This is a genomic window from Limnothrix redekei LRLZ20PSL1 (assembly GCF_043235035.1).
Classification (GTDB): Bacteria; Cyanobacteriota; Cyanobacteriia; order CACIAM-69d; family CACIAM-69d; genus CACIAM-69d.
The window spans coordinates 44,053-66,270 of sequence record NZ_JAZAQF010000086.1 but is presented as its reverse complement, the minus strand read 5'-3'; the positions used below and the strand labels follow the sequence as shown (position 1 = coordinate 66,270).

Annotated in this window: 12 protein-coding genes; 8 read left to right on the top strand and 4 right to left on the bottom strand. The window is 56.7% G+C overall.

Annotation, left to right across the window (positions count from 1 at the left end; translation table 11 throughout):
- Positions 1-414: 414 nt before the first annotated feature.
- The 4 genes from VPK24_RS14975 (at position 415) to VPK24_RS14960 (ending at position 8,648) form a co-directional block, all read left to right on the top strand.
- The gene (locus VPK24_RS14975; protein WP_393014545.1) at positions 415-4,887 is read left to right on the top strand and encodes a PAS domain-containing protein; all 4,473 of its coding nucleotides are present in this window, start codon (positions 415-417) and stop codon (positions 4,885-4,887) included.
- A 220-nt stretch (positions 4,888-5,107) separates the two neighbouring features.
- A complete protein-coding gene (cruF, locus tag VPK24_RS14970; RefSeq protein WP_393014543.1) occupies positions 5,108-6,037 on the top strand; it encodes a gamma-carotene 1'-hydroxylase CruF in 930 nt (309 codons plus the stop codon).
- Between the two features lie 325 nt (positions 6,038-6,362).
- Positions 6,363-7,589 (top strand): 2'-O-glycosyltransferase CruG, encoded by a 1,227-nt coding sequence (gene cruG, locus VPK24_RS14965; protein WP_393014541.1) that lies wholly within the window; start codon positions 6,363-6,365, stop codon positions 7,587-7,589.
- A 102-nt stretch (positions 7,590-7,691) separates the two neighbouring features.
- Positions 7,692-8,648: an Hpt domain-containing protein gene (locus VPK24_RS14960; RefSeq protein ID WP_393014540.1), complete on the top strand. Its 957-nt coding sequence runs from the start codon at positions 7,692-7,694 to the stop codon at positions 8,646-8,648.
- 45 nt (positions 8,649-8,693) lie between these two features.
- Here VPK24_RS14960 and VPK24_RS14955 read toward each other — a convergent pair whose 3' ends face one another.
- Both VPK24_RS14955 and VPK24_RS14950 read right to left on the bottom strand, forming a co-directional pair.
- Positions 8,694-13,964: a translocation/assembly module TamB domain-containing protein gene (locus tag VPK24_RS14955; protein ID WP_393014538.1), complete on the bottom strand. Its 5,271-nt coding sequence runs from the start codon at positions 13,962-13,964 to the stop codon at positions 8,694-8,696.
- A gap of 71 nt (positions 13,965-14,035) precedes the next feature.
- Complete coding sequence (locus VPK24_RS14950) at positions 14,036-14,227, bottom strand: hypothetical protein (RefSeq protein ID WP_393014536.1); 192 nt, start codon at positions 14,225-14,227, stop codon at positions 14,036-14,038.
- Positions 14,228-14,466: 239 nt separating this feature from the next.
- Here VPK24_RS14950 and VPK24_RS14945 point away from each other — a divergent pair, with 239 nt between their 5' ends.
- The 3 genes from VPK24_RS14945 to VPK24_RS14935 all read left to right on the top strand — a co-directional run bounded on the left by VPK24_RS14945 (position 14,467) and on the right by VPK24_RS14935 (position 16,931).
- The gene (locus tag VPK24_RS14945; RefSeq protein ID WP_393014534.1) at positions 14,467-15,084 is read left to right on the top strand and encodes a LysE family translocator; all 618 of its coding nucleotides are present in this window, start codon (positions 14,467-14,469) and stop codon (positions 15,082-15,084) included.
- A 250-nt stretch (positions 15,085-15,334) separates the two neighbouring features.
- Positions 15,335-16,258 carry a tyrosine-type recombinase/integrase gene (locus VPK24_RS14940; protein WP_393014532.1) on the top strand — a complete coding sequence of 308 codons (924 nt, stop codon included), beginning with the start codon at positions 15,335-15,337 and terminating at the stop codon, positions 16,256-16,258.
- Between the two features lie 127 nt (positions 16,259-16,385).
- Positions 16,386-16,931, top strand: coding sequence for a hypothetical protein (locus VPK24_RS14935; protein ID WP_393014531.1), 546 nt, complete (start codon positions 16,386-16,388; stop codon positions 16,929-16,931).
- 18 nt (positions 16,932-16,949) lie between these two features.
- On the opposite strand, the gene VPK24_RS14930 is transcribed toward VPK24_RS14935, so the two are convergent.
- Together VPK24_RS14930 and VPK24_RS14925 are read right to left on the bottom strand one after the other, a co-directional pair.
- Positions 16,950-18,773 (bottom strand): O-linked N-acetylglucosamine transferase, SPINDLY family protein, encoded by a 1,824-nt coding sequence (locus VPK24_RS14930; RefSeq protein ID WP_393014529.1) that lies wholly within the window; start codon positions 18,771-18,773, stop codon positions 16,950-16,952.
- An 11-nt stretch (positions 18,774-18,784) separates the two neighbouring features.
- Complete coding sequence (locus tag VPK24_RS14925) at positions 18,785-19,024, bottom strand: 2TM domain-containing protein (protein ID WP_099534230.1); 240 nt, start codon at positions 19,022-19,024, stop codon at positions 18,785-18,787.
- 227 nt (positions 19,025-19,251) lie between these two features.
- On the opposite strand from VPK24_RS14925, the gene VPK24_RS14920 reads away from it, so the two are divergent.
- A complete protein-coding gene (locus tag VPK24_RS14920; RefSeq protein ID WP_393014527.1) occupies positions 19,252-21,984 on the top strand; it encodes a CHAT domain-containing tetratricopeptide repeat protein in 2,733 nt (910 codons plus the stop codon).
- The last annotated feature ends 234 nt before the right edge of the window (positions 21,985-22,218 follow it).

The following is a 22,218-nucleotide window of genomic DNA, read 5'->3' as shown; positions in this document are numbered from 1 at the left end:
CTATGGATGCAATAATCAGTGGCTATAACTAGTGACCATCACGAATGATGATCGTTGATCGTTGATATCGATCACAAATGGTAATTGTGGGTGCTTTCACGGATGCTGGTGATTAAGTCATTAATCGATAGTGATCGATAATGATCAATTGCTATCAATTACTGCTAGTGAATTCACGAATTTTTTTCTTGTGACTGAGGTAAAAATCATGACATAAAGCAGAGCCGTAAAATATTGTGTTTTTGCTGGATTTTCGTCATGTTTTGCTCATATTTCACCATTTCAAATTAATCAATTGAGGTTGACCAATTGGTTCTAGTTGCTCTTCAGATCCGCCAACTGAGGTTGACCGATTGGTTCTAGTTCATCTCCAGTTGCTTCCTAGTTGCTCCTTCTCCCCATCCTGCGCCTGCCATGACTGCTTCGATTGTTCTGGAACCTGAAGTGTTTAATGCTCTTCAGCAAGAGCTGGAAACCCTGCGCCTGAAGGTTCATCAGCAGCAAACTCAGTTTGATCGTCTGACGCAAAACCTACCGGGCGTGGTCTACCAATTCCAAGTAGACGCGGCGGGTGAAATGACGTTTCCCTACGCCTCGATCGGCTGTCGTGAGCTATTCGAGGTGGAACCGGAGGCGATGATCCAGGTGTTTGAGATGTTGTCGCCGGTCAATCAGGAAGCGCTGAGGCAGGCCACGGAGCGATCGCAGCAAAGTCTGTCGGATTTTCACTGGGAAGGGCCGTTTATGTTGCCCTCAGGGAAAGAGCGTTGGTTGCGCTTGGTGTCCCGGCCGGAGCGCTTGGCCGATGGGAGGACGCTTTGGGATGGCTTGGTGATTGATGTGACACAACAGCGGCAGGCGGAGGAGGAGCTGCGGCGCACTCAACGGTTCCTGTCGGCGGTGTTGGATGCTTTGCCGATGCCGGTGGTGGTGAAGGAGGCGGCGGGGTTGCGAGTCAGCACCTTGAACCCGGCCGCAGAACGGTTGTTTGGGGTGGCGGCGGCGGATTTGTTGGGCCGGCCCATGGATGATTTGTTTGCGCCGGAACAGGCAGCGGAGATCCGAGCGAGCGATCGGGCGGCCTTGGCACAGCGACAAATTTTGGATCAGCCACCCACAACCATGCTGATTGGTGGTGAGCAGCGTTGGTTACAAAGCCGCCGCATTGCCATTTGGAATGGCGATCGCCCGCAATACCTGATGGCGATTTATGAGGATGTGACGGAGCGCTACCAGTCTGAGCAGGAGTTGTTGCGGCAACAGGCGTTGCTGAAGTCGCTGATTGCGGCGGCCCCGATCGGGATTGCGATTACCGATCGCCACTACCGCATTCTGGAAGCCAATCATCGCTTGTCCGAGTTGAATGGCCTCACGGTGGCAGACCACCTCGGACAAACGATGCAGGCCACCGCGCCCAACTTGGCCCCTCAGTTAGAGCGTCTTTATGAAGAGGTGTGGCAAACGGGCCAAGCCATTTCCAACCTGGAGGTGACCGGGGCCCAACTGCATCACCCCGACCCCGATCGGGTTTGGAACCTGTCCTATTTTCCCATTTGGGATCGAGAAGGAACCATTAGCGCGATCGGGACGATCGTGGTTGAAATCACGGAGCAGCGGCGGATCGAAACGGCCTTGCGCCAGGCCAACCAACGGTTCCAACAAATTGCCGATAACCTACCGGGCATTGTCTTCCAGTACCGCCGCAGAACCGGCGACCCCCTAGGGGAATTTATCTACATCAGTTCCCGGGTGCGCGAAATCTTCCATGTGGAACCAGATGCGATTCTGGCAGATTCGGCTGCCATGTGGAGTTGTGTGCATCCCGATGATGTGGCCATCTTCGCAGAATCCATGGAGCGAGCCGTGAACCATGGACTGGAATGGCGACATAAATATCGAATTCTGTTGCCCTCGGGTGAATTGCGCTGGATTCAAGGCATTTCACGCATGGTGATGGATGAAGAAGGCACGCTACATGCCGATGGGTTGCTGCTGGACATTACCGACCGACAGTTGGCGCTGCAAAACCTAGAGCAAATGCGCGATCGGTTCCAGCGACTGGCGGACAGCATACCCGGCGTGATTTATCAGTACGAAACGTCTGGCAACGATCCCTTGGGGCGCTTCCTGTATCTCAGTCCCGGCTGCCAGGAGGTCTATGGCATTGACCCCATCCGCGGTCAAAACGACCCCCTCAGTCTCTGGACGCTGACCCACCCCGATGACTTGCTTGGTGTCCAAGCATCCATTCGGGTTGCCATTGAAACCCGCACCAATTGGCAGCATGAATATCGGATCATTACCCCCCAAGGGGAAGTGAAGTGGCTCCAATCTGCTGCTCGGGGACGGTTCCTAAGCGATGGGCGATCGATCTGGGATGGATTGGTTTTGGATGTGACCGATCGCAAGGCCGCTGAAGTGGCCCTGCAACAGGAGCGATCGCTCATGCAGTTGGTGTTGGATAACGTTTCCGACGGGGTGATGGCCTGTGACATGGCTGGGCGAATCACCCTCGCCAACCACACGGCCCGGCAGTGGTACAACTGTAGTCTGCAAGGCCTTGTGCCCGAAGAATGGATGAGCCTCTACACCGTCCTGGAACCGGATAGCGTCACCCCGATCGCCCCGGCCCAGATGCCCTTGAGCCGGGCGATCCTAGGGGAATCGGTGCATGATTTTGAGATGGTGGTTCACGTGCCCAACGAAGACCCCCATCGAATTGTTTGCCATGCGGAACCTCTGCGGGAAAGCGACGGCTACCAAATTGGGGCCATGGTTGTGATGTATGACGTGACGGAATATTACGAAGCCCAAGAGCGGCTCCGTCGCCTCACCGAGAGCCTGCAAGAGGCCCAGCGCGTGGCCCATTTGGGCTCCTGGGAATATCACGTGGCGACCGGTCAAGTCAGTTGGTCAGAGGAAATTTTCCGGCTGTTTAACTACCCGATCGAGGAAGGGGTGCCGGAGTTTGATCAGTCGGTTACCCTCTACAGCCCCTCCTCCCAGCAACGCTTGCGGATGGCATTTGAAGAATGCCTCAACGACGGTCAACCCTACGATTTGGAACTCGAAGGTATAGAACAAATCAACGGGTTACCGCGCTACTTCCGAGTCAAGGGACTGCCGGAGCGAGATGCCAACGGCCAAATCGCACGGGTCTACGGCATTTTGATGGATATCAGCGATCTCAAACAGGCGGAGGCCATCCGTCGCCGGAGCGAAGTGCGGTTCCGCACCCTGATTGAGGCCACCTCACAAATTGTTTGGGTCACCAGTCGCCTGGGAGAGTTTGCCGCCGATCAGCCCAAGTGGCGGGCCTTTACGGGCCAATCGCGCCAGGATTTGTTGGGCTGGGGTTGGCTCAATGCCATTCACCCCAACGATCGCGCCGCCACGGAGACCGCCTGGTCTCGTTCCATCATCAACAAACAACCCTTCACCCTGGAGCATCGGTTGCGACGCTATGACGGGCAATATCGCTACATGAGCGTGCGGGCTGTGCCGATTTTGGATGATGTGGCCAGTGTCTATGAATGGGTGGGGGTTCACACGGATATTACCGATCGGAAGTTGGCAGAACTGGAACTGTTCGATCGCGAAGCCTTCCTGCGCACCATCTTTGACGGGGTGGAATATCCCATTTTTGTTTTGGCCGTCCTGCCCGATCGCCGGTTGGAATATATCGGTTGGAATGCGGCCAGCGCCCGCTTAACCGGACTGCACGAGTCTCGGGTTTATCACCACACCCCCACTGAAGTGTTTGGCGAAGAATACGGAACCATTTTGGAAGCCCATTACTGGAGTTGCGTAGACCAACGCCAAACCATTGTTCAGGATGAATATGTCACCACCCAGAAGGGGCATCTGTGGTTGCTGACCACCCTGAACCCGCTGTTTGACAAGAAGGGACGTGTTTATCGAATTGTGGCCACCTCGATCGACATCACCAAGCGTCGCCAAGCCGAAGATGCCCTCCAACAAAAGGCCGCCGACCTAGAAGCGGCACTGCTGGATCTGCAACATACGCAAAATCAACTGATCCAAAGCGAAAAAATGTCCAGCTTGGGGCAGTTGGTGGCGGGAGTTGCCCATGAAATTAACAACCCGGTGAACTTCATCCATGGCAACCTCAGCCATGCCCATCGCTACGCGGAAGACCTGCTGGAAATTGTGCAAGCCTATCAAGAACGAATTCCCAACCCAGACCCAGACCTCAACGACCTGATTGAGCAAGTGGATTTGGAATTTGTGGCGGAAGATTTGCCCAAGCTCTTGCAATCCATGCGGGTGGGCACCGATCGAATTCGCGAAATTGTCTCCTCCCTGCGGAACTTCTCCCGCCTAGACGAGGCGGATGTGAAGGAGGTGGATTTGCACGAGGGAATTGATAGCACCCTGCTGATTCTGCAAAATCGCCTGAAACCCAAGCCGGAGCATCCGGGCATTCAGGTGGTGAAGCAGTACGGTGTTTTGCCGAGGGTGGAATGCTATGCCGGACAGCTCAATCAGGTGTTTATGAATATTTTGGTGAATGCGATCGATGCCCTTGAAGAGCGCGATCGCCTCCGTGACACCGAAGCCATCAAAAACCACCCAAGCCAAATCACGATCACGACCCGGGCGATCAACCCGCATTGGGTGCAAGTTCAACTCTCAGACAACGGGCCAGGCATCGCACCAGACATCCAGCAACGGCTCTTCGATCCTTTCTTTACCACCAAGCCCGTGGGCAAGGGCACGGGGCTAGGCATGTCCATCAGCTATCAAATCGTGACGGAGCGCCATGGGGGCCGCTTGATTTGCGAATCTGCGCCCGGCCAAGGAGCTACCTTTGTCATTGAAATTCCGCACCATCAAACGGGCCCGACGGCCCATCCAGAAACCTAGGGCTTGGTCTCTGGATCCCTTGAGGGCCATCCCTTGGGCCAGGGCCTTCCGTTGGCAACGATCTGGCTGAGCTGGCAACAATCCGATCGAGAGATCGGCCCCCGCTTGGCAAAATCTAATCTTTTTTAAAAAATTCTCTTAAAGATTCGTAAACTAGTTAGACACCATCCGGGCCCAACTGGCCGGATGCGATCGGTGTCTCGAAACTTTGAGGAGTGTCATGAAGTCACTGCCCCAACAGCCGCTCTCGTTGATTGAGCGCGCTTGCCTGATAGGTCACATTATTGCCATGGCGTTTGGCCTGGCTGGGTTGCTGTACGTCTTGCCTCGTCCTGACCTGATCGCCAGCTTGCCGCCCATTGGAATCCAGTTTTTTCAATGGAGTATGGGTCAGGGGGGTGTTGGCTACATCATCCTGGGTGCAGCGGCCGTGGCCCTGTACCTGGCCCGCGTTTTGGGTTGGCAACGGATGTTGCTGTTTTTCTTGCCCTCGGTGGGCCTGTCCTTGGGCAGCGAACTGCTCGGAACCAGCACTGGCTTCCCCTTTGGTCACTATCACTACTTGTCGGGGTTGGGATATAAGGTTGCGGGTTTGGTGCCGTTCACGATTCCGCTGTCTTGGTTTTATATGGGTGCGGTTTGCTACCTGCTGGTGATGGTGGGGCTGGAGCGTTTGAATTTGCCGGGGCTGCTGCGCCAGGCGGGGGCCGTGGTGGGTGGCGCGGTGTTGCTGATGGCTTGGGATCTGGTGTTGGATCCGGCCATGAGCCAAACGTCTTTACCCTTCTGGGAATTTGAGGAAATTGGCGAGTTCTTTGGAATGCCCTATCGCAACCTGTCGGGTTGGGTGGCGACGGGGATGGTGTTTATGTCGGTGGCGGCGCTGTTGTGGCGTGGTCAGCGGTTAAATTTGACCCGATCGCAACTGACGGTTCCAGTGATTGTCTATCTGGTGAATTTTGCCTTTGGGGCGGCGATTACGGTGTTTTCGCTGGATCCGGGATTCCTGGTGCCCACGATGATGAGTGTGGCGATCGGGGTGTTGCCGGCGGTGCTGTTGTGGGCGATCGCGCCGACGGAGGCTCCCAATGCGGAATCGGCGGAGACTGAGCCTCTGAATGCTCCCCCGATGGAAGTGGTTGCTAAGTAGTGGTTACTGAGTAACGAACGGGAGCTTGGCCGCTTTTGGCCGATCGCCCGATCGCAACATAACCCCAATCTTTTCCCCCCAATCCCCTCTGAGCGGGTGCGGGGGGTTGTTGTTCGGTGAAGCATTCAGCCAAGCAGGCAAGCTCCAATTGGCCACACGCCCCTTGTAAAATTCACGTTGAGAGCCTCGCGGGTGTTCACAAACCCCTTGGGCTGATGCATTGTGCCTTGTATTGCGTTCTATATTGCGCTTTGATATTGCGCCTTATTTCGATCGCCCTTTGCGATCAATCCCACTGCGATCAATCCCACTGGAGAACAGCAGCATGGTGACCGGAGCGGAAACTGAGACCGGAGCGGTAGTTTGGGGGGCGATCGCCCTTGGGTTGTTATTGGTGCAGCTTCCGGCCGTTGCCATTTTGTTGGCTCGCTTGATGCAAGGCCCCAATCGCCAACGACCCCTACAACCCAGGGACACCACCCACGACCAGCTCGGCTCCGTCAGCATTCTAGTGCCCACCCTGAACGAGGCGGCCAGGCTGGGGCCCTGCCTAACGGGCTTGGGGCTTCAGGGCTACGAGGTGCGGGAAATTTTGGTGATTGATAGCGACTCCACCGATGGCACGCCGGAACTGGTGAAGGCTGCTGGTCGCCAAGATCCCCGCCTGCGATTGTTGCCGGATGATCCCTTGCCGGGGGATTGGGTGGGGCGGCCCTGGGCGTTGCACACAGGGTTTCGCCACAGCAGCGAACAAAGCCGTTGGATTTTGGGGATTGATGCGGATACTCGGCCCAAGGCGGGCTTGGTGTCGGCGGCGATCGCGGCGGCCGAAGCGGGGGGCTATGACCTGGTTTCTTTTTCGCCGCGCTTTTTGCTGCAAACGCCCGGTGAGCTGATTTTGCAACCGGCCCTGTTGATGACGCTGGTGTATCGGTTTGGGCCGGCGGGCAGCTCGATCGGGGGGCCCACTCGCACCATGGCCAATGGTCAGTGCTTTTTGGTGCGGCGCGATCGGCTCGTGGACTTGGGCGGCTACAGCAGCGCTCGGGGGTCTTTTTGTGATGATGTGACCCTGGCGCGGGCGGCGGCGGCCCAGGGAATGAAGGTGGGCTTTTTGGATGGGGGCAAGCTGATCGAGGTGCGCATGTATGAAGGGGCCGCCGAAACCTGGAAAGAGTGGGGCCGATCGCTTGATCTTAAGGATGCCAGCCCCCGGGCCCAAACCTTGGGGGATTGTCTCTTTTTGTTAGCAGTGCAGGGCTTGCCCTTACCCTTGGTATTGTTATTATTCGAGCCGGCCTGTGCCAGTGCTTCCTGGTTGGTAACCGCCGCCTGGGGCCTGAATCTGGCGCTGTTGCTAATCCGATTTGCCTTAAATTGGGCGATCGCACCGTCCTATAACCTCAGCGGCGCAAAGCTTCCCTGGCTTTTCTTCCTGTCGCCCTTGGCGGATCCCTTGGCCGCCCTGAGAATTGGGCTATCATCGGTGCAAACGCCGACGCAGTGGCGCGGGCGTAGCTATTCCCCAGCCGTGCCAACCAACGCGGGCTAGTTCAGCGGCATCACATCTTCCAGGGGTTTTGCCCCCCTTTTGATTGCCCTGGATCCTAGCCCGGCCGCTGCTTCCGTCCTGTCGTCGCGAGGAGTGCCGCCCGTGAGTGGTAACGAACAAGTTGTCAAGTACTTCATCATGGAAGCCAATGAGCATCTGGAGGCGATGCAGGCGGCCCTGGGGAACTTGCAAGCAGTCATCGAAGAATATGAGGAGTGCAACACCATCTACCGAGCCGCCCACACCATTAAGGGCAGTGCGGCCATGCTTGGCTTTGAGGGAATGCGCCACCTGGCTTTGTTGCTTGAAAACTGTTTTAAGTTCCTGCGCGAAAATCCTATCAAGTTAGATGCCAGAGATCACAAAGACTTCGCAAATGGTGTTGCCCTTTTGGAGAAGTTGACTCGGGCCCTGGAGGGTGGCACTTACAACGACGAGCAGGCGGTTCCGGCGGTGGACAGTCTGCGGCCAGCTCTAGAGGCCTTGTACGAACGAATTAAGAAGCGGGCGGCGGGCGAACCGGAAACACCTGCCCCAGCACCTGTCCCAGCGGCTAAACCACTGCCGGCCAATTTTGGCCCGTTGGTGATGGAAGCGCTGAAGCAAATGGTGGTGCTGTTTAAGCAACCGGCCACGCCGGAGTTGCGCTCACAGCTCGATCGCCTCTGTCAAAAGCTGCTGCAATTGGGTGATGGCTATGCCACTTGGCAAACTCTGATCCAAGCCACCCGCCGGGCGATCGCCCATCCCAAAGTGCCCTTCAATGCGATCGCCCCGATCGTGGTGCGGGATCTGAAACAGGCCACTGAGTTAATGGCCGGGGGCAAAGGCCACAGCATCACCCTGGGCCCCGAACTCCAAAAATTTGCTCCACCAGCCGCTGCCGCCGCTGCCGCCGCGACCCCAGCCGCTCCGGCCGCTACTCCGGCCCCAGCCCCGGCCAATGGCCAAGTCAGCATTCCTCGGGATCCCAAGGGTGCTGCTCGGATTCTGATTTCCACGTTCCCCAAGGATCAGCTGATGGAAATTGCCCGCTATTTGGCGGCGGCAGCTCGCTAGGTATGCTGCAAGATACTGGGGGTTAATCAACGGTGAACTAGCCCTCTAAAAGCGGCGCTCGAATTGCACCGAAAGACGCGACTCGCCCGCAAAGTCTGTGGAGCCGCGAATTACGGTGTCGTCGTTGAGGCGATAGTCCAAATTGAGACGGGTGGTGTTGTTAATTTCTGAGATGATCTGAGCGATCGAAACGGAAAGATTGTTATTCAGGTCAATGCCCGCTTCAATGCCGAGACCCAGGGCGGTGGCTCGATCGTTCCGGTTGTTGTCGCCCCGGGGGCGGGCGGTGACGGTGGTGGGATAAATCCGAAAATCCGTCAGCCCGATCGCGGTGGCAATGTTGGTTTGAATGTTGTTGAGCAACCCAGCGCCGGCCAAGTTGGCCAGCACCACGGCCCCACCACTGCGATCGTCAAAGGTGTTGATCAAGCTGCCACCAATCAGGGCCAAAATTTGTGCTTCGCTGCGGGCGGGCCGACTGGTGAGGCGAATTTGGTCCAGCAGTTGGCTGGCGCGACCTTGGACGGTGGCCTTGATCCGAACGGTGCGAGCGGAACCCATGGATCCAACCACACTTTCTCGAATTTCGGCGGGATTGAAGCCGCTGGTATTGTCCGTTTGCAGGGGGTTGCGGCTGGAGTCGGGCACAAAGGCCACCATCTTGACATCTAGGTAGGGATCCAGACCCGATCGGGGGCGAAATTCCGCAAATTGAGGTTCGCCGCGCTCCAGGGTAAATTGCGTTGTGAACAGGTTAATTAAGCCCCGTTGCAGTCGAATGCGGCCACTGGGGCGCGGATCGGCCAAGGTTCCGTTCAGTTCCAGGCCACCCTCCGCCAGGAAGTTTAAGACGGGCAATTTCAAAATTTGCAGACCCCGGCCCAAGTTCACTTGCAGGTTTTGGAAGCGAGGGGTGATCCCCACGGTGGCGGCATTGGGCGCGCTGGCCATCAGGGCCGCCGGATCCGTGGGCAAGATCACCCGACCATTGACGAGGCCCAGGCTGCCACCGACGATCGGCTTGAGGGCCGTGCCCGTGATGCTGATTTGGCCGTTCACGCCTCCTTCGTAGAGATCTCGTAAATTAAGCTGCAATTGATCCAAAGCCACATTCAGGGGTGGATCGTTGGGCCCTAGGGCTTTGGTGTCGGCGATCGGCAACATGCCCCCCACGCGAATTTGTCCCTGGCCAAAGGCTCCGTTGATGCCGTTCACCACCAGCCGATCGCCCGTGAAGGTGGCTTGGCCGTTGATGTTGGTGACGGTTTGGGAGAGACCCTGCAACCCGATCGCCGCGTTGGCAAACTGGGCTTCTCCGGTGGCCTGGGGTTGGGCCAAGGTTCCGCCCACACTCAGCCGCACGCGCCCCTGGCCACCCAGCCATTGGAATTGTGGAATTAGCAAGCTCGCCAACCCCAATTCCTTGTCTTCCAATTCGGCATTCAGGCGCAGGCTGTCGTTGTCGGGTTCCACCTTGGCAAAGGGGAGCTTTTGGGGAATGCTGCCGGTAATGGCGATCGGATCTTTGTCTTGGCTGCCTTGAACCGCCACGGCACTGCTGAAATTCAGCCGCGCTTGGGCATAGCTAAAGTTGCTAGTGGCCGTTTCGATCGGGGTGTTGTTCAGTTTGCCGCTGTTGAGCACCACCTGCCCCACGGCCCTTGGATCGTCGATCGTGCCGGCCAGGGCCGCCGTGATATTCACCCGGCCACTGAGGCGGGGCAAACCGGTGCGGCCGTAGAGTTCGCGGACTTGGGGAATATTTTCCAGGGATTCGGCGGGAAAGTTGGTGAGCTGAAATTGACCCGATTGGGTTTTGCCAATTTGCCCCGCAAAGGCCAGCAGGATATCGTTGCGGCGAAATTCCAAGGGGGCCAGGGTGAGGGTGTTGTCTTGGAAGTCACCGCGAATATCCACCTGATCCGCATTCAGGGCCACTTGAGCCAGGCTACAGGCCTCTTCCGGTAACCAACTCCAGTCGCGACCCGAGAGATTGAACTTGGCGGCAATGCCCGTTTGCACGCTGCCATTGAAGGTGAGATTGGCCCCAAATCCGCCCCGGATTCGATCGAGATTGACGATCGGGCTGGCATTGCAGCGATCGGCGATCGACTGGTTCAGCAGGGCCTTGATTTCCGCTAACTTCCGCAACTGCTGGGAAAGGGGTTGATCAGCCATTTCCACCGCCAAGGGAGCCACCTGGGCAGCAGCGGCATAGGTGGGCGGCCGCAGGTTTTTGGCCCATTGGGCTGCGGATTCAAAATCCGTTAGTTGCAGGATCCGAATTAGGGTTTCCAGCTTGCCGTTGCGGGCTTGCACCTGGCCCTTGAAGCGCGGGTCAGCGGCCACCACCAACTCCGCCCCCACCAGATATTCACTGTCCCCTTGGGTCAACTTGCCATCGGTCAGCACGGCGCGGTTGTTGGCATACCCAAACAGTCCGGTGAATCGATCGCCAAAGGCCACCCCCACGCCCGGTTGTTCGGCGCTGATTTGCCCCTGGGCGGTGAAGCGATCGAGGTTCAGGCGTGCTCGGGCGGCAATCGTCCCTCGGGGAATGCCGGCCGGTTCCGTGAGGGCTGCGGGCCAACGCAACCGCTCCAATTGCAAATTCGCCAGCTCGGCCAAAAAATCTCGCCCTTGGCGGCGGCCGGTGGCGGTGGCCCCTTGCCATTGCAGATCCAAGCCGGTGGGTAGAAATTGTCGATCGAGCCGCAGGGCCAGGCGATCGGACTCGCCCCGCAGGTCGATCGATAATCCCCGATTCAAGCTCACGTCCACGGGCCCACTCATCAGCAGGTTAAAGTTTGCGCCCGCCGCTTCCAACCCCACCAAGTTGGCCGTCCCGATCGCCCGTAAACCGGCTAGAGGGCCATTGATTTGACCAGTAAAATTCGCCCGCCCCGCCAGCAGGGGCCGATCGCGAAACGCATCCCGCACCCCGGCCGGAATTAGATTAGGAACCAAGCCGGGCAGGGGTTCCAAATTGACGTTTTGCACCGCCACTTGCAAATCCAGATGGCGGAGGGTGGGCAAGCTGGCCAGTTGTGGGGGAATGGAGGGAAATAAGGAACCTTCAGCCCGCAACCCGGGCCCCACGGCCCGATCGAGCCGAATCGCTTGCCCATCCCAACGGGCCGCGAAGTCGATCGGCAGCCGTTGGTTGAGGTAGTTGGCTTGGGCAACGGTTAACAAACTGGAGCGATCGCCCGGCCTCAGTTGCCCCGTTACTTGGGCCGCGATCGAAGCAGGATTGCGGGCTAACAGGCCGGCGACGGTTCCTTGGGCCGTGACCTGGCTGCTGAGTTGTCCGGTGGCTTGGGGCACGATCCGCGCTAACTGAATACCTGCCAACTGGGTTTGCAATTGCCAACGATCGCCCGTGGCCTGGGCGGCCCAATCCAGCTTGCCGCCGGCCAAATTCTGCAAGTTGCCCGCCGCCTGCACAGCCAAACCCGTCAAGGGGCGGTCTAAAGTGCCCCGGGCTTGGGCTGTGGCGGTCAATTGGCCCGAGAGTTGCGGAATCACCCGCCCCACTTGCAGATTTTGCAGCCGGGCCGAGCCGGCCCAAGCCCGATCGCGCAGTTGCACCGCCGTTGTGATTTGCCCGCCCAGCAGTTCCGTGCGGGCCTCCGTGTCCAGCGCGGTTAGGTTGCCGCGCGATCGCCCCGTGACGGAGACCGGCCCCGGATTCTGGGGTAAATTCAGGCCATAGGCTTGGGCGATCGGGGCCAGGGGCAGATCCTGAACCCGCCAATCGGCCGACAGCCGATCGATGCCCAACCGATCCAAGGCCCCATTCGCCAACAGACGGGCCGAACCATCGGCGGTGATTGCGCCCCCGGCCGTTGGTTCAACGCGCAGCTGATCGAGCCGAGCCGCCAGGGGAAAGGCCCGCACCAATCGACTTTGCCAATTTTCAAACAGGCGAAGGGGCGAATTTTTGGGCGGTTCCGATCCTTGGCCGATCGCAGAGAAATTGCCCTGAACGCGCCGAAAGGTCAGGCGATCGACCCGTAAGCCGCCCACCGAGACAAAATTGCCGGTAATTTGCGGGCGATCGAGCGTTCCCCGTAGCCTGGCATTCACCTCCACCGGCCCCACGATCGGGAGAGGCAAGGTCTGATCAAGCGTGGTTGCCAGATCCGCCGGCCGCAACGCCTCCGCCCGCAACGTCACATCATATTTAGCCTCCAGGGTGGTTTTGAGGGGATTTTGCAGATTCAACACCGTTCCTGAAAAATCCACCGGCCCATTCGCGATCGCCTGCAAGGATCCATATTGACCTTGGGCCTCATCCAGCGTCACGACGGGCCCCCGCAACCGCAACCGCCCCGTGGCCAGGGCCATGGGCTTGGGCACGAGGGGGCTGGTGATGCGCCAATCTCGCAATTGCAGCGTGCCCTGAAGCGCCGGAATGCTTTTCCCCAATTGATATCGCCCATCGGCCACCCCGTCCACCCGTCCCCGCTCGATCGTCATCGGGGCGGGCATGGCCTGGGCCAATCCAGTCACATCCAGGTTTTGTAGGCGCGATCGCACCGCCAACTCCTGGGTCGGAATTTTGAACTCTCCTTTGAGGTCAAACTGTCCGGGCCGCGCTTGCCCCACGGTTCCCACCACCGAAAACCGCGCCAATTCCGGCTGGCCAGCACGCCACTGCTCCAAATCCGCCGAACCGGAAGCCACAATCTTCACGGGCAACGGCGGGGTCGATCGCCGGGGCCGATTCACCAAGGCCGGCGCAGGCACCAAGGTCACCTGGGCATTTTGGAACTCAAAACGACTGGGACGCAGCTCAAAGGGCGGCTTAGGGCCCGACTTCAAGCGCACTTCAAACAAATTGCCGTCGTTGGTTTGCTCCACATACACCGACGGCTCCCGAAAGGTAATCGCGATCGGGATGACGCGATCGCCCAGCAAATTAGGCAACTGGGCGATCGACCAAAAATCAAACCTGGCCTCAACCGCACCGGCCTTCGCCTGGTCAGGATCCTGCGCAGTGGGCAACAGGGCCGATTCCCCAAAGGTCAGCCCGCCCAAAGACAATCCCGTCAGGGGCCCCACCTTCACCGGCCGCATCAGGGCATCGCTGAGGGCCGCGGACAAAAAATCCGAAAATCGATAGTGCAGCCAGTACCAACCAAACCCCAGACCCCCAGCCACCAGCCCGATCGACCCCAAAACGGCCGCCCGTCCCACCCAACGCCACAGGGATCTTCGATTCCTTTGGGGACGGCGCGATCTGGGTGGGGATGGCTCAAGCTCGGAGGGCTGATCCGGCTCCCGATCGGGCAAATTTCCTGGCGACTGCATAGCTCTGAAACCCGGCGCAACTCCTCACCCCGTGCGAGCTAGCCATCAGCCCCGCTGCACGATTGTGCATATCATAAACGACTCATTTCGCTGGTCTTGTTGACTGTTCCAAGTTCTGGATTGCCCATGGGGTCTTGGTTGGCGATCGAGGGCTGGCCTCGATTGGGCGCAATGGGGCGATCGGCGCGGCCGGGCGGTTCCATGTTGTGGTTTTGTAGTTTTGTGGTTTTGTATCGTAATTTATAGGCCGCAATCATGATCATGGCGACTGATGGGCTGGTTTTGAGGGGCGATCGCTCCTGTTTGCGTTACAGTTGGTGCAATAAAGGTAAATCTTAAGTAATCTAAGTGATATTTAAAGTAATAACCTCAAATAATTTATTAATTTGGATTTTTATTTATTAAACAAAGCAAATCACTAAATAAATTTTAAATTTGTCCAATGAATTGTGTGGCTTAAATGAATCTTGAATGGACTAACCTAGTTGCACTCTTTGGGGCAATGACAATCCTAGCCACATTACCCAGCGTCAGTGTGTTCACGGTGGTAGCGGCAGCAGCCCAAGGGGGATTCCGGCCAGGTGTTTGGACAACGCTGGGCATTGTTCTAGGGGATTTACTGTTGATTTTGCTGGCGGTTTTTGGGTTGACTCTGTTGGTTGAATCGCTAGGCAGTGCTTTCGCCATCATTCGGTATTTGGGCGGCGCTTATTTGGTGACGATCGGCTGTTTGTTGTGGCGTTCAACGGGGCGATCGACTATTCACCATGACTCCTTGAGTGAGATAGAAGAATTGGAACCCACTAAAACTATTTCTGTGCAGCCATCCAACTGGGGGCATTTCATCACCGGCTTAGCGATTACTTTGGGTGATCAAAAGGCTGTTTTGTTTTATTTAGGATTCTTGCCAGCGTTTGTTAATTTGAAGCAATTGACAACCTTGGATATTCTAATTTTGATGGCAATTGCGGCGTTGGCGGTGGGTGGCGTTAAATTGGGATATGCCTATTTTGCAAGTCGTGCGAGGTTGCGTTTTGGTCAACGGCTAGGGGTGATGATGAATCGGGTGGCGGCGGTGATCATGATTGTGGTGGGATTGGTGGTCATTTTTCGATCATAGTTTCAATCACCTGGGAGCAAGGGGCTTAAGCCCCTTGTCTTGATTGATCGGTAGCCCTTATTTTTATCGATATTTTCATCGATCAATCGAATGATCTAAGTGATCATCAATCAGATCAACAGCAGATTAACTTGGGCTTTTTAGACATCCTAGACCTTCGCTTAAAACTTGGTTGTTACAAGCTTTGAGAATTTAAACTTCTTTTCAAACAATTATGATGATTATGAAATAGGTTCTGGGGGAAGGTTCCATGGCGAAATTGGGCGGCACTTCTCGAAAATCGATCGGCTCACGGCCCGAAGCCGATCGGGTCGATCGCCCTGATTTGCCCCTTTCGCCGGCCCATGAGCGGCTCCTGGCCCTGTGGCTCCATGGCAAAAGCCGCCACACCCGTCGCTATTACCAGCGAGAGGCCTTGCGGTTTTTGGCTTTTGTGGATTGCCCGATCGAGCAGGTGAGCGCCATTGATGTGCAGGGGTTTTTGGATGAGTTGGAGCGCGATCGACTGGCTCCGAGCAGCATGGGCCGTTCGATCTCGGCGATTAAATCCCTGCTGCGGTTTGCGCATCAAATGGGCCTGGCTCCCGACAATCCGGCGGTGGCTTTTAAAGTCCCCAGCACGAAAGACACCCTTTCGGAGCGGATTTTAAGTGAAACTCAGGTACAAGAAATGCTGGCAGCAGAACCCCAGCTCCGAAATCGATTAATGTTGCGATTGCTCTACGCGGCCGGGGTGCGGGCTAGTGAGCTTTGTGGACTGTGTTGGCGAGATTTGCAACCCCGAGGGGATGGGGGCCAAGTGACGGTCTATGGCAAAGGCAACAAAACCCGCGCGGTGTTGCTGCCACCAACGCTCTGGCAAGAACTCCAGGCCTATCGCGAGTCGATCGAGCCGTTGCCCCATCGCCAAGACCCGATCTTTCGGAGCCGTAAGGGGGGCCACCTGGATCCCTCGCAACTGATGCGAATTGTGCGATCGGCGGCCCAGCGAGTGGGTATTGAGGCCAATGTTTCGCCCCACTGGTTGCGCCACGCCCACGCCAGCCACAGCCTCGATCGGGGTGCGCCGATTCACCTGGTGCAAGCCACCCTGGGCCATGCCAGCATTGCCACCACGGGCCGCTATCTCCATGCCCGCCCCCAGGACAGTTCTGGGCGCTATCTGGATCTTTAAGGAGCTGGCAAAGCAGTTAGTAAATGAGTTAGCAACAGCATTCTGCAAAATTCTGCAAAATTTCCATCCATTGCATCCTTTCGGGAACCCGTGGCAAGATGGGGCTGATCTTTGGAGCCATTAGCCCGTGACTCGTTGGCGGTCGTCTGAGAAGCGATCGAGCACGATGCAAGACTGCGATCGATTAGGAGCAAAGCAAATGAAGACCACCACTTGGGCTACTGTGATCGGCTCGGCGATCGCCGCCACGGTTTTGAGCGTGGGCCCCGCCCTGGCCCAGTCGGCTGACTATGGCGATCGGGTCATTGTGCCGGGGCCAAACGACCCCTTGGGCAGCGGCACGGTGCAAACCGGCACTCCCGGCAGTCGTTCATCGGCCGCCATTCCGATCACCACCATTCCCCAAGCCTTTGACGCAACGTTTTATCGCCACAACCCCCCAACCCAAACCGATCAAACGATTTGGGGACAGTTGCAAGTCATCCTAGGGCTGCCGTTCCCCGAAAAGGGCACTAATGCTGACAGCCGCAACATCAGCCGCTTGTATTACGAAGTGCTGCAACGCCAAAGCCTGTCGGATCCCTGGATTCGGACACAGGACTTGCCGAACCCTTACAACGGGTCGCTGCTGCAAATGCAACGATCGACCGGCGACGGCCAAATTTCGCCCTAGGTTCGGTCACGAAATCGATCACTCAACCCGATCGCCCTGCCACTGTTCCAACACCCGCATCAACTGCTGGCTCACCTCGGCCGCGTAGGCTCGGCTATCCAGGCAGCGCGGCGGCCGGGCCAAGGCTTGGGTTAGGTGCTGGCGAATTGATTGCCGCAGGGTTGGATCCGCCGCCAAACGCCCCGCCAGAGCCAGGTAATCTGCCTCTGAGCGGGCGACCCAATCCCCCAAACCCACATCGCGTAAAATGGCAGCCCCTTGGCGCGATCGAAACCAGTTGCTTTCGCGGGCCACCACCGGCAACCCCACCTCGATCGCATCCACAATGGAATTCGCCCCACCAAAGGGAAACGAATCGAGATAGATATCAGCCAGTTGCAACACCGCTTTCACATCGGCGCGGCTGGGCAATTGGTCAAACACAATGGCTCGATCGGGATTGACTCCGTGGGCGGCCAAAGTTTCCCGCAAGCGCCGCCAAAACTGCACCTTGGGATAGTTGCGCTTCCAACTGGCTCCAAAGGGACAAAGCAAGAGATAACTATCAGGAAACTGGGCCAGCAGTTTCGCCCAAGTTTCCCGTTGTTCGGGGATGGTTTTATATAAATTGGCTCCCGAAACAAAGGCGATCGCCCCCTCAGGAATCCCCACACTGGCCCGATCGATGACCAATCGCGGTTCGGCGGCTTCCAAGGAGTAGTCAAAACAGTGGGCCGGCCCCGACACACAGAGCAATTTTTCCTGATAATGGGCGGCGGCGTTGGTGATTTCCGTGAGCTGACCCGACAGGTAGTAATCCATATGGGTCATGCCGCTGGTGACGGGGGAAGAGACGGAATGGATTTGCACCCGCGCCAACCGATGGGCCCCAATCATCAACACCCGATGTAGGGAATTGGTGACGATCGTGGCCACCAACAGCAAATCCAAATCATCTTCCCGAATTCGGGCCACCTGTTGTTTGAGATCACCCACCAGCGGCACGATCGCATCTCCCGATCGGCGTTGTTGATAGGCATCTAGCAGATCTGGATCGCGATCAATGACATACAAAATCACTTCAAACCGATCGTGATCGAGCCATTCAAACACCGGAAAGGTTGTGAAGGTTTCCGGGTGGGATAAATAATTGGTTTTCAGAATTCCGAGTCGAATCTTGGGGCGATCGGGCGGTCGGGGTGCAAAGTCATATTCCAATTGATGGCCCGCCAACCGCAGGGAAAATTCCAAGATCGCAGCCCGTTTGGCAAAGGTCGATCGCAAGTTCCGATCGCAAAAATAAAGCGGGACAAGGTTCGCCAAATTACTAAAAGTCAGGGCGATTTTTTGCCATTGTGCCGATTGTGGATAGCGGAAAATTTGTTCATGTAAATAGTCCACCAGGGCGATGGTGAAGTTGGCATAGCGATCGACCTCGCCCAATTCTCGAAAAAAGCAGGGAAAAGCCAAGCAATAGTCAAAAAAGGGTTCGATCGCCCAAGGCGGCAGTTGCAACCCATGCAGATCGGGTAACCAGGTTTCGGCCCGTTGATAGAGGGTGATCGCCCAAACCGCTTGGAGGCGGGGAGCTGGCCAAGTGGCGGCCAATTCCCGCTCGATCGGCTCCAGCCACTGGCGTTCCTCGGGGGTCAAGGCCTCATAGCGCAAGTTGCAATCCCAAAGGGCCGCTTGGGCGGCGCGGCCGGTTTCCCATTGGGTCGCCATGGCTGCGTCCGGCGTGGCCAGCCACTGTTCCGCCAATTGACGACGCAGATCCCGCAATTGGGCCAGGGGTTCCGACGCAAAGGGCTGACGATCCCAATGATCTAGGGCTTGTTCGATCGCCTCTAGCAGCGCAGTCATGGGCAACCCATCTAAGCGGAATAGTCCGCGATCGCGAAGATATAAACCCCATGGAGGGTCAAGGCTCCCAACCAGCCCAGGGTGACCCAAACGGCCCAAGGATCACTCGCCCGGTTCAGGGTTTCAAAAAACCACAGACCCGAGTTACTGGCGGCAAAAATCGCCACGTGGGTCGCAAAGGTCATCCGATCGTCAAGTTTGCGATATTCAGGATCGGCGCGATCGGGTTCACGGGGCCAACGGGGAGGCATAGGACAGTTACCGGGTTGCGATTTGGGACGGAAAACCGGTTCTCATTCTGCCATGGTCTGCCGGGGCGATCGCGGTTGGGGTGAATCAACGGTCGGCTGCAACTGGTTGAGGGGGCGATCGCGGTTGGGGTGAATCAACGGTCGGCTGCAACTGGTTGAGGGGGCGATCGCGATTGGGTTGAGGCTATGGTGGGTGGCAAGGCGATCCAGTGCGGGGGAATTGGGCCATGCGTGGACTCTGGTTGGGCGGGTTGGTGTGGCTGTTAGGCGCAACCTCCGCGATCGCCCTGCCCCAGCCGGTTCGATCGGCGCAACCCGCCCAGTCGCCTACGGATTTGCCCTCCAAACCAGCGGCCGATCGGCTGTTGCAACAGGGAATTCAACAATACCGAACCGGTCAGTTTCGGGCGGCCCTTCAGTCTTGGGAAGCCGCCCTTCAGATTTATCGCGCCCTTCGGTCTCAGAGCGGGGAAGCAGCGGCCCTCGGGAATTTGGGCAATGCTTATGATGCTTTGGGTCAATACCAACGCGCCATTGAGTATCACGAGCAGTCCTTAGCGCTCGATCGCCAACGGGGCAATCTCCAGGGAGTCGCCCAGTCAATCCATAACCTGGGCAATGCTTATCAATCCCTCGGAGATCATCAACGCGCCATTACCTATTACGAACAATCCCTGGCGATCGAGCGTCAATTGGGCGATCAATCGGGTCTGGCCGATTCCCTCGGCAGTTTGGGCAATGCCTATAACCGTTTGGGACAATACCAACGCGCCATTACCTATTACGAACAATCCCTAGAAATTGACCGCGCGATCGGCAATCAGCAAGGAATTTCTGCTTCTTTAGGCAATTTGGGATTAGCCTACCAATCCTTGGGAAACTATCAACGCGCCCTTGACTATCATGAACAATCTTTGACTCTCGATCGCCAATTGGGCGATCGCCAGGGAGAAGCCATCTCACTCGGTAATCTTGGCACTATTTACAATTTACTGGGTCAATATCAGCGATCGATCAATTATCAAGAACAAGCCCTGGCAATTAAGCGCGAAATTGGCGATCGCAACGGAGAAGCGATTTCTCTGAGTAATCTTGGTCAGATTTACAATTCCCTCGGTCAGCAGCAACGAGCAATTGACTATCAAGAGCAAGCCCTGGCGATTAAGCGCGAGATTGGCGATCGCAACGGAGAAGCGATTTCTCTAAATCATTTAGGCAATGTTTATAACAATCTGGGTCAGCATCAGCAAGCGATTAATTATTACGAGCAAGCCTTAGCCATTCAGCGGGCGATCGGCGATCGAGAAAATGAAGCCGTGGTTTTGAGCAGCTTGGGCAACAGTTACCACGACCTTGGGCAATATCAACGCGCCATTACCTATCACGAACAATCCCTAGCAATCAAGCGCAAAATTGGCAACCGAGCCGGAGAGGCCTATTCCCTGACTGTCCTCGGGATGACTTACCACGCTCTTAATCAATATCAGCGTGCCATTGAATATTACGAACAGTCTTTGGCGATCGCTCGCTCCATTGGCAGTCGCGAGGTGGCAGCCATGACATTCAGCAATCTTGGTCTTGCCAATTTCTATACCAATCGATTGGCAGAATCCGCCAAAGCGTTGCAATCTAGCTTAGATCTTTTGGAAGCAATTCAAGCTGATTTTGGGCAGAACGATCGCGATCGCATCTCGCTGCTGGAAACCCAACAAAATGTTTATCAAGCTTTGCAACGAACCTTGATCGCTATGAATCAAATGGCTGAAGGAGTTGTCGTTGCCGATCGCGGTCGGGCCCGATCGCTGCTGTCTTTTTTGCAGTCCAATCCCACATCCCCAAATTCATCCCTAACGGCTGCTGAAATGCAGTTGATCGCTCAACAACAAAACGGCACAATTATTCACTATTCCACTGTTTGGAGAGAGCTATATATTTGGGTGATTCCACCTCAGGGGGCGATCGCTTTTCGGAAGGTTCCCTTACCCGAATCTGCAAAAGGTCTGGGTCAAACGGCGGAAGCTTTGCGAAACAGTGCGGTTACCCTGCGGTTAATCAGTATGCGGGGCAATGATCAAGGATTGAGTGATCTTGCTAATCAATTACGAGGAACGGGCAACGAACAGATCACTGAAAATCCCACGGATTTACGACAAGGCTATGACCTGTTAATCAAGCCGATCGCTGATTTATTACCCACAGAAACGGGCAGCAAATTGATCATCATTCCCCATCGTGAATTGGCGGTGGTTCCCTTTGCGGCCCTGCGGGATGAGTCGGGCAAATTTTTGATCGATCGCTATACCCTGGCCTTTGCGCCTTCGGTGTCGGTGTTGGCGGAAGCGGCCCGCCGCCCCCAAACCAACAACGGCCCAGCGCTGATTGTGGGCAATCCTGACCCGATGCCGGACAATTTGAACCCGTTGCAGGGCGCAGAGTCTGAGGCCCGGGCGATCGCCCAAACCCTGAATGCTACGCCTTTGATTGGGGCCCAAGCTACTGAATCGAAGGTGAAAGAACGGATCGATCGCGCGGGTCTGCTGCACTTTGCGACCCATGGGGTTGTGCCCAGGACGGCCGATGGCGGGTTGGAAAGTTGGTTGGCCCTGGTTCCCGACGGCAAGGAGGACGGGCGATTGATGATCGCGGAAATCTTCGATCGCAATTTGCAAGCGCGGCTGGCGGTGCTGAGTGCTTGCGACACGGGCCGAGGAACCGTCAGCGGTGAAGGGGTGATCGGTTTGGCACGGGCATTTTTCAAGGCCGGTGTGCCAACGGTGGTGGCAAGTCTTTGGAAAGTGCCGGATGAACCCACAGCCCTGATGATGCAAATTTTCTATGCAGAACGAGCAGCGGGCAGCGATCCAGCGGTGGCGTTGCGATCGGCCATGTTGCAGGTGCGGGAGCAATATCCCGGGCCCCAAAACTGGGCGGCCTTCGTGGCGATCGGGGATACAAACTAACCCTGAATCATTGCCACAGCATCAGTTATGACTGCTGATCCTGATCAAGGTGATCGCTCAATTTGGAATGAGGCTCACCATAACCTTCTAGGTAGGCAGGATTTGTTGATAGGTCTTCAGGTCCGTCACCAACACCCACAAATGGTTGGAGAACGTCCAACACTGATCGTGTTTTCGGTGGCTGAACTTGAGCCGATCGCCTGCCCAGAGATCGCACCAGTTGCCAGATCAACA

Bases quoted from the DNA above. Each gene is read 5' to 3' on its own strand.
- VPK24_RS14975 (WP_393014545.1), top strand. From the start codon at position 415: ATGACTGCTTCGATTGTTCTGGAACCTGAAGTGTTTAATGCTCTTCAG.
- cruF (WP_393014543.1), top strand. From the start codon at position 5,108: ATGAAGTCACTGCCCCAACAGCCGCTCTCGTTGATTGAGCGCGCTTGC.
- cruG (WP_393014541.1), top strand. From the start codon at position 6,363: ATGGTGACCGGAGCGGAAACTGAGACCGGAGCGGTAGTTTGGGGGGCG.
- VPK24_RS14955 (WP_393014538.1), bottom strand. From the start codon at position 13,964: ATGCAGTCGCCAGGAAATTTGCCCGATCGGGAGCCGGATCAGCCCTCC.
- VPK24_RS14950 (WP_393014536.1), bottom strand. From the start codon at position 14,227: ATGATCATGATTGCGGCCTATAAATTACGATACAAAACCACAAAACTA.
- VPK24_RS14945 (WP_393014534.1), top strand. From the start codon at position 14,467: ATGACAATCCTAGCCACATTACCCAGCGTCAGTGTGTTCACGGTGGTA.
- VPK24_RS14940 (WP_393014532.1), top strand. From the start codon at position 15,335: ATGGCGAAATTGGGCGGCACTTCTCGAAAATCGATCGGCTCACGGCCC.
- VPK24_RS14930 (WP_393014529.1), bottom strand. From the start codon at position 18,773: ATGACTGCGCTGCTAGAGGCGATCGAACAAGCCCTAGATCATTGGGAT.
- VPK24_RS14925 (WP_099534230.1), bottom strand. From the start codon at position 19,024: ATGCCTCCCCGTTGGCCCCGTGAACCCGATCGCGCCGATCCTGAATAT.
- VPK24_RS14920 (WP_393014527.1), top strand. From the start codon at position 19,252: ATGCGTGGACTCTGGTTGGGCGGGTTGGTGTGGCTGTTAGGCGCAACC.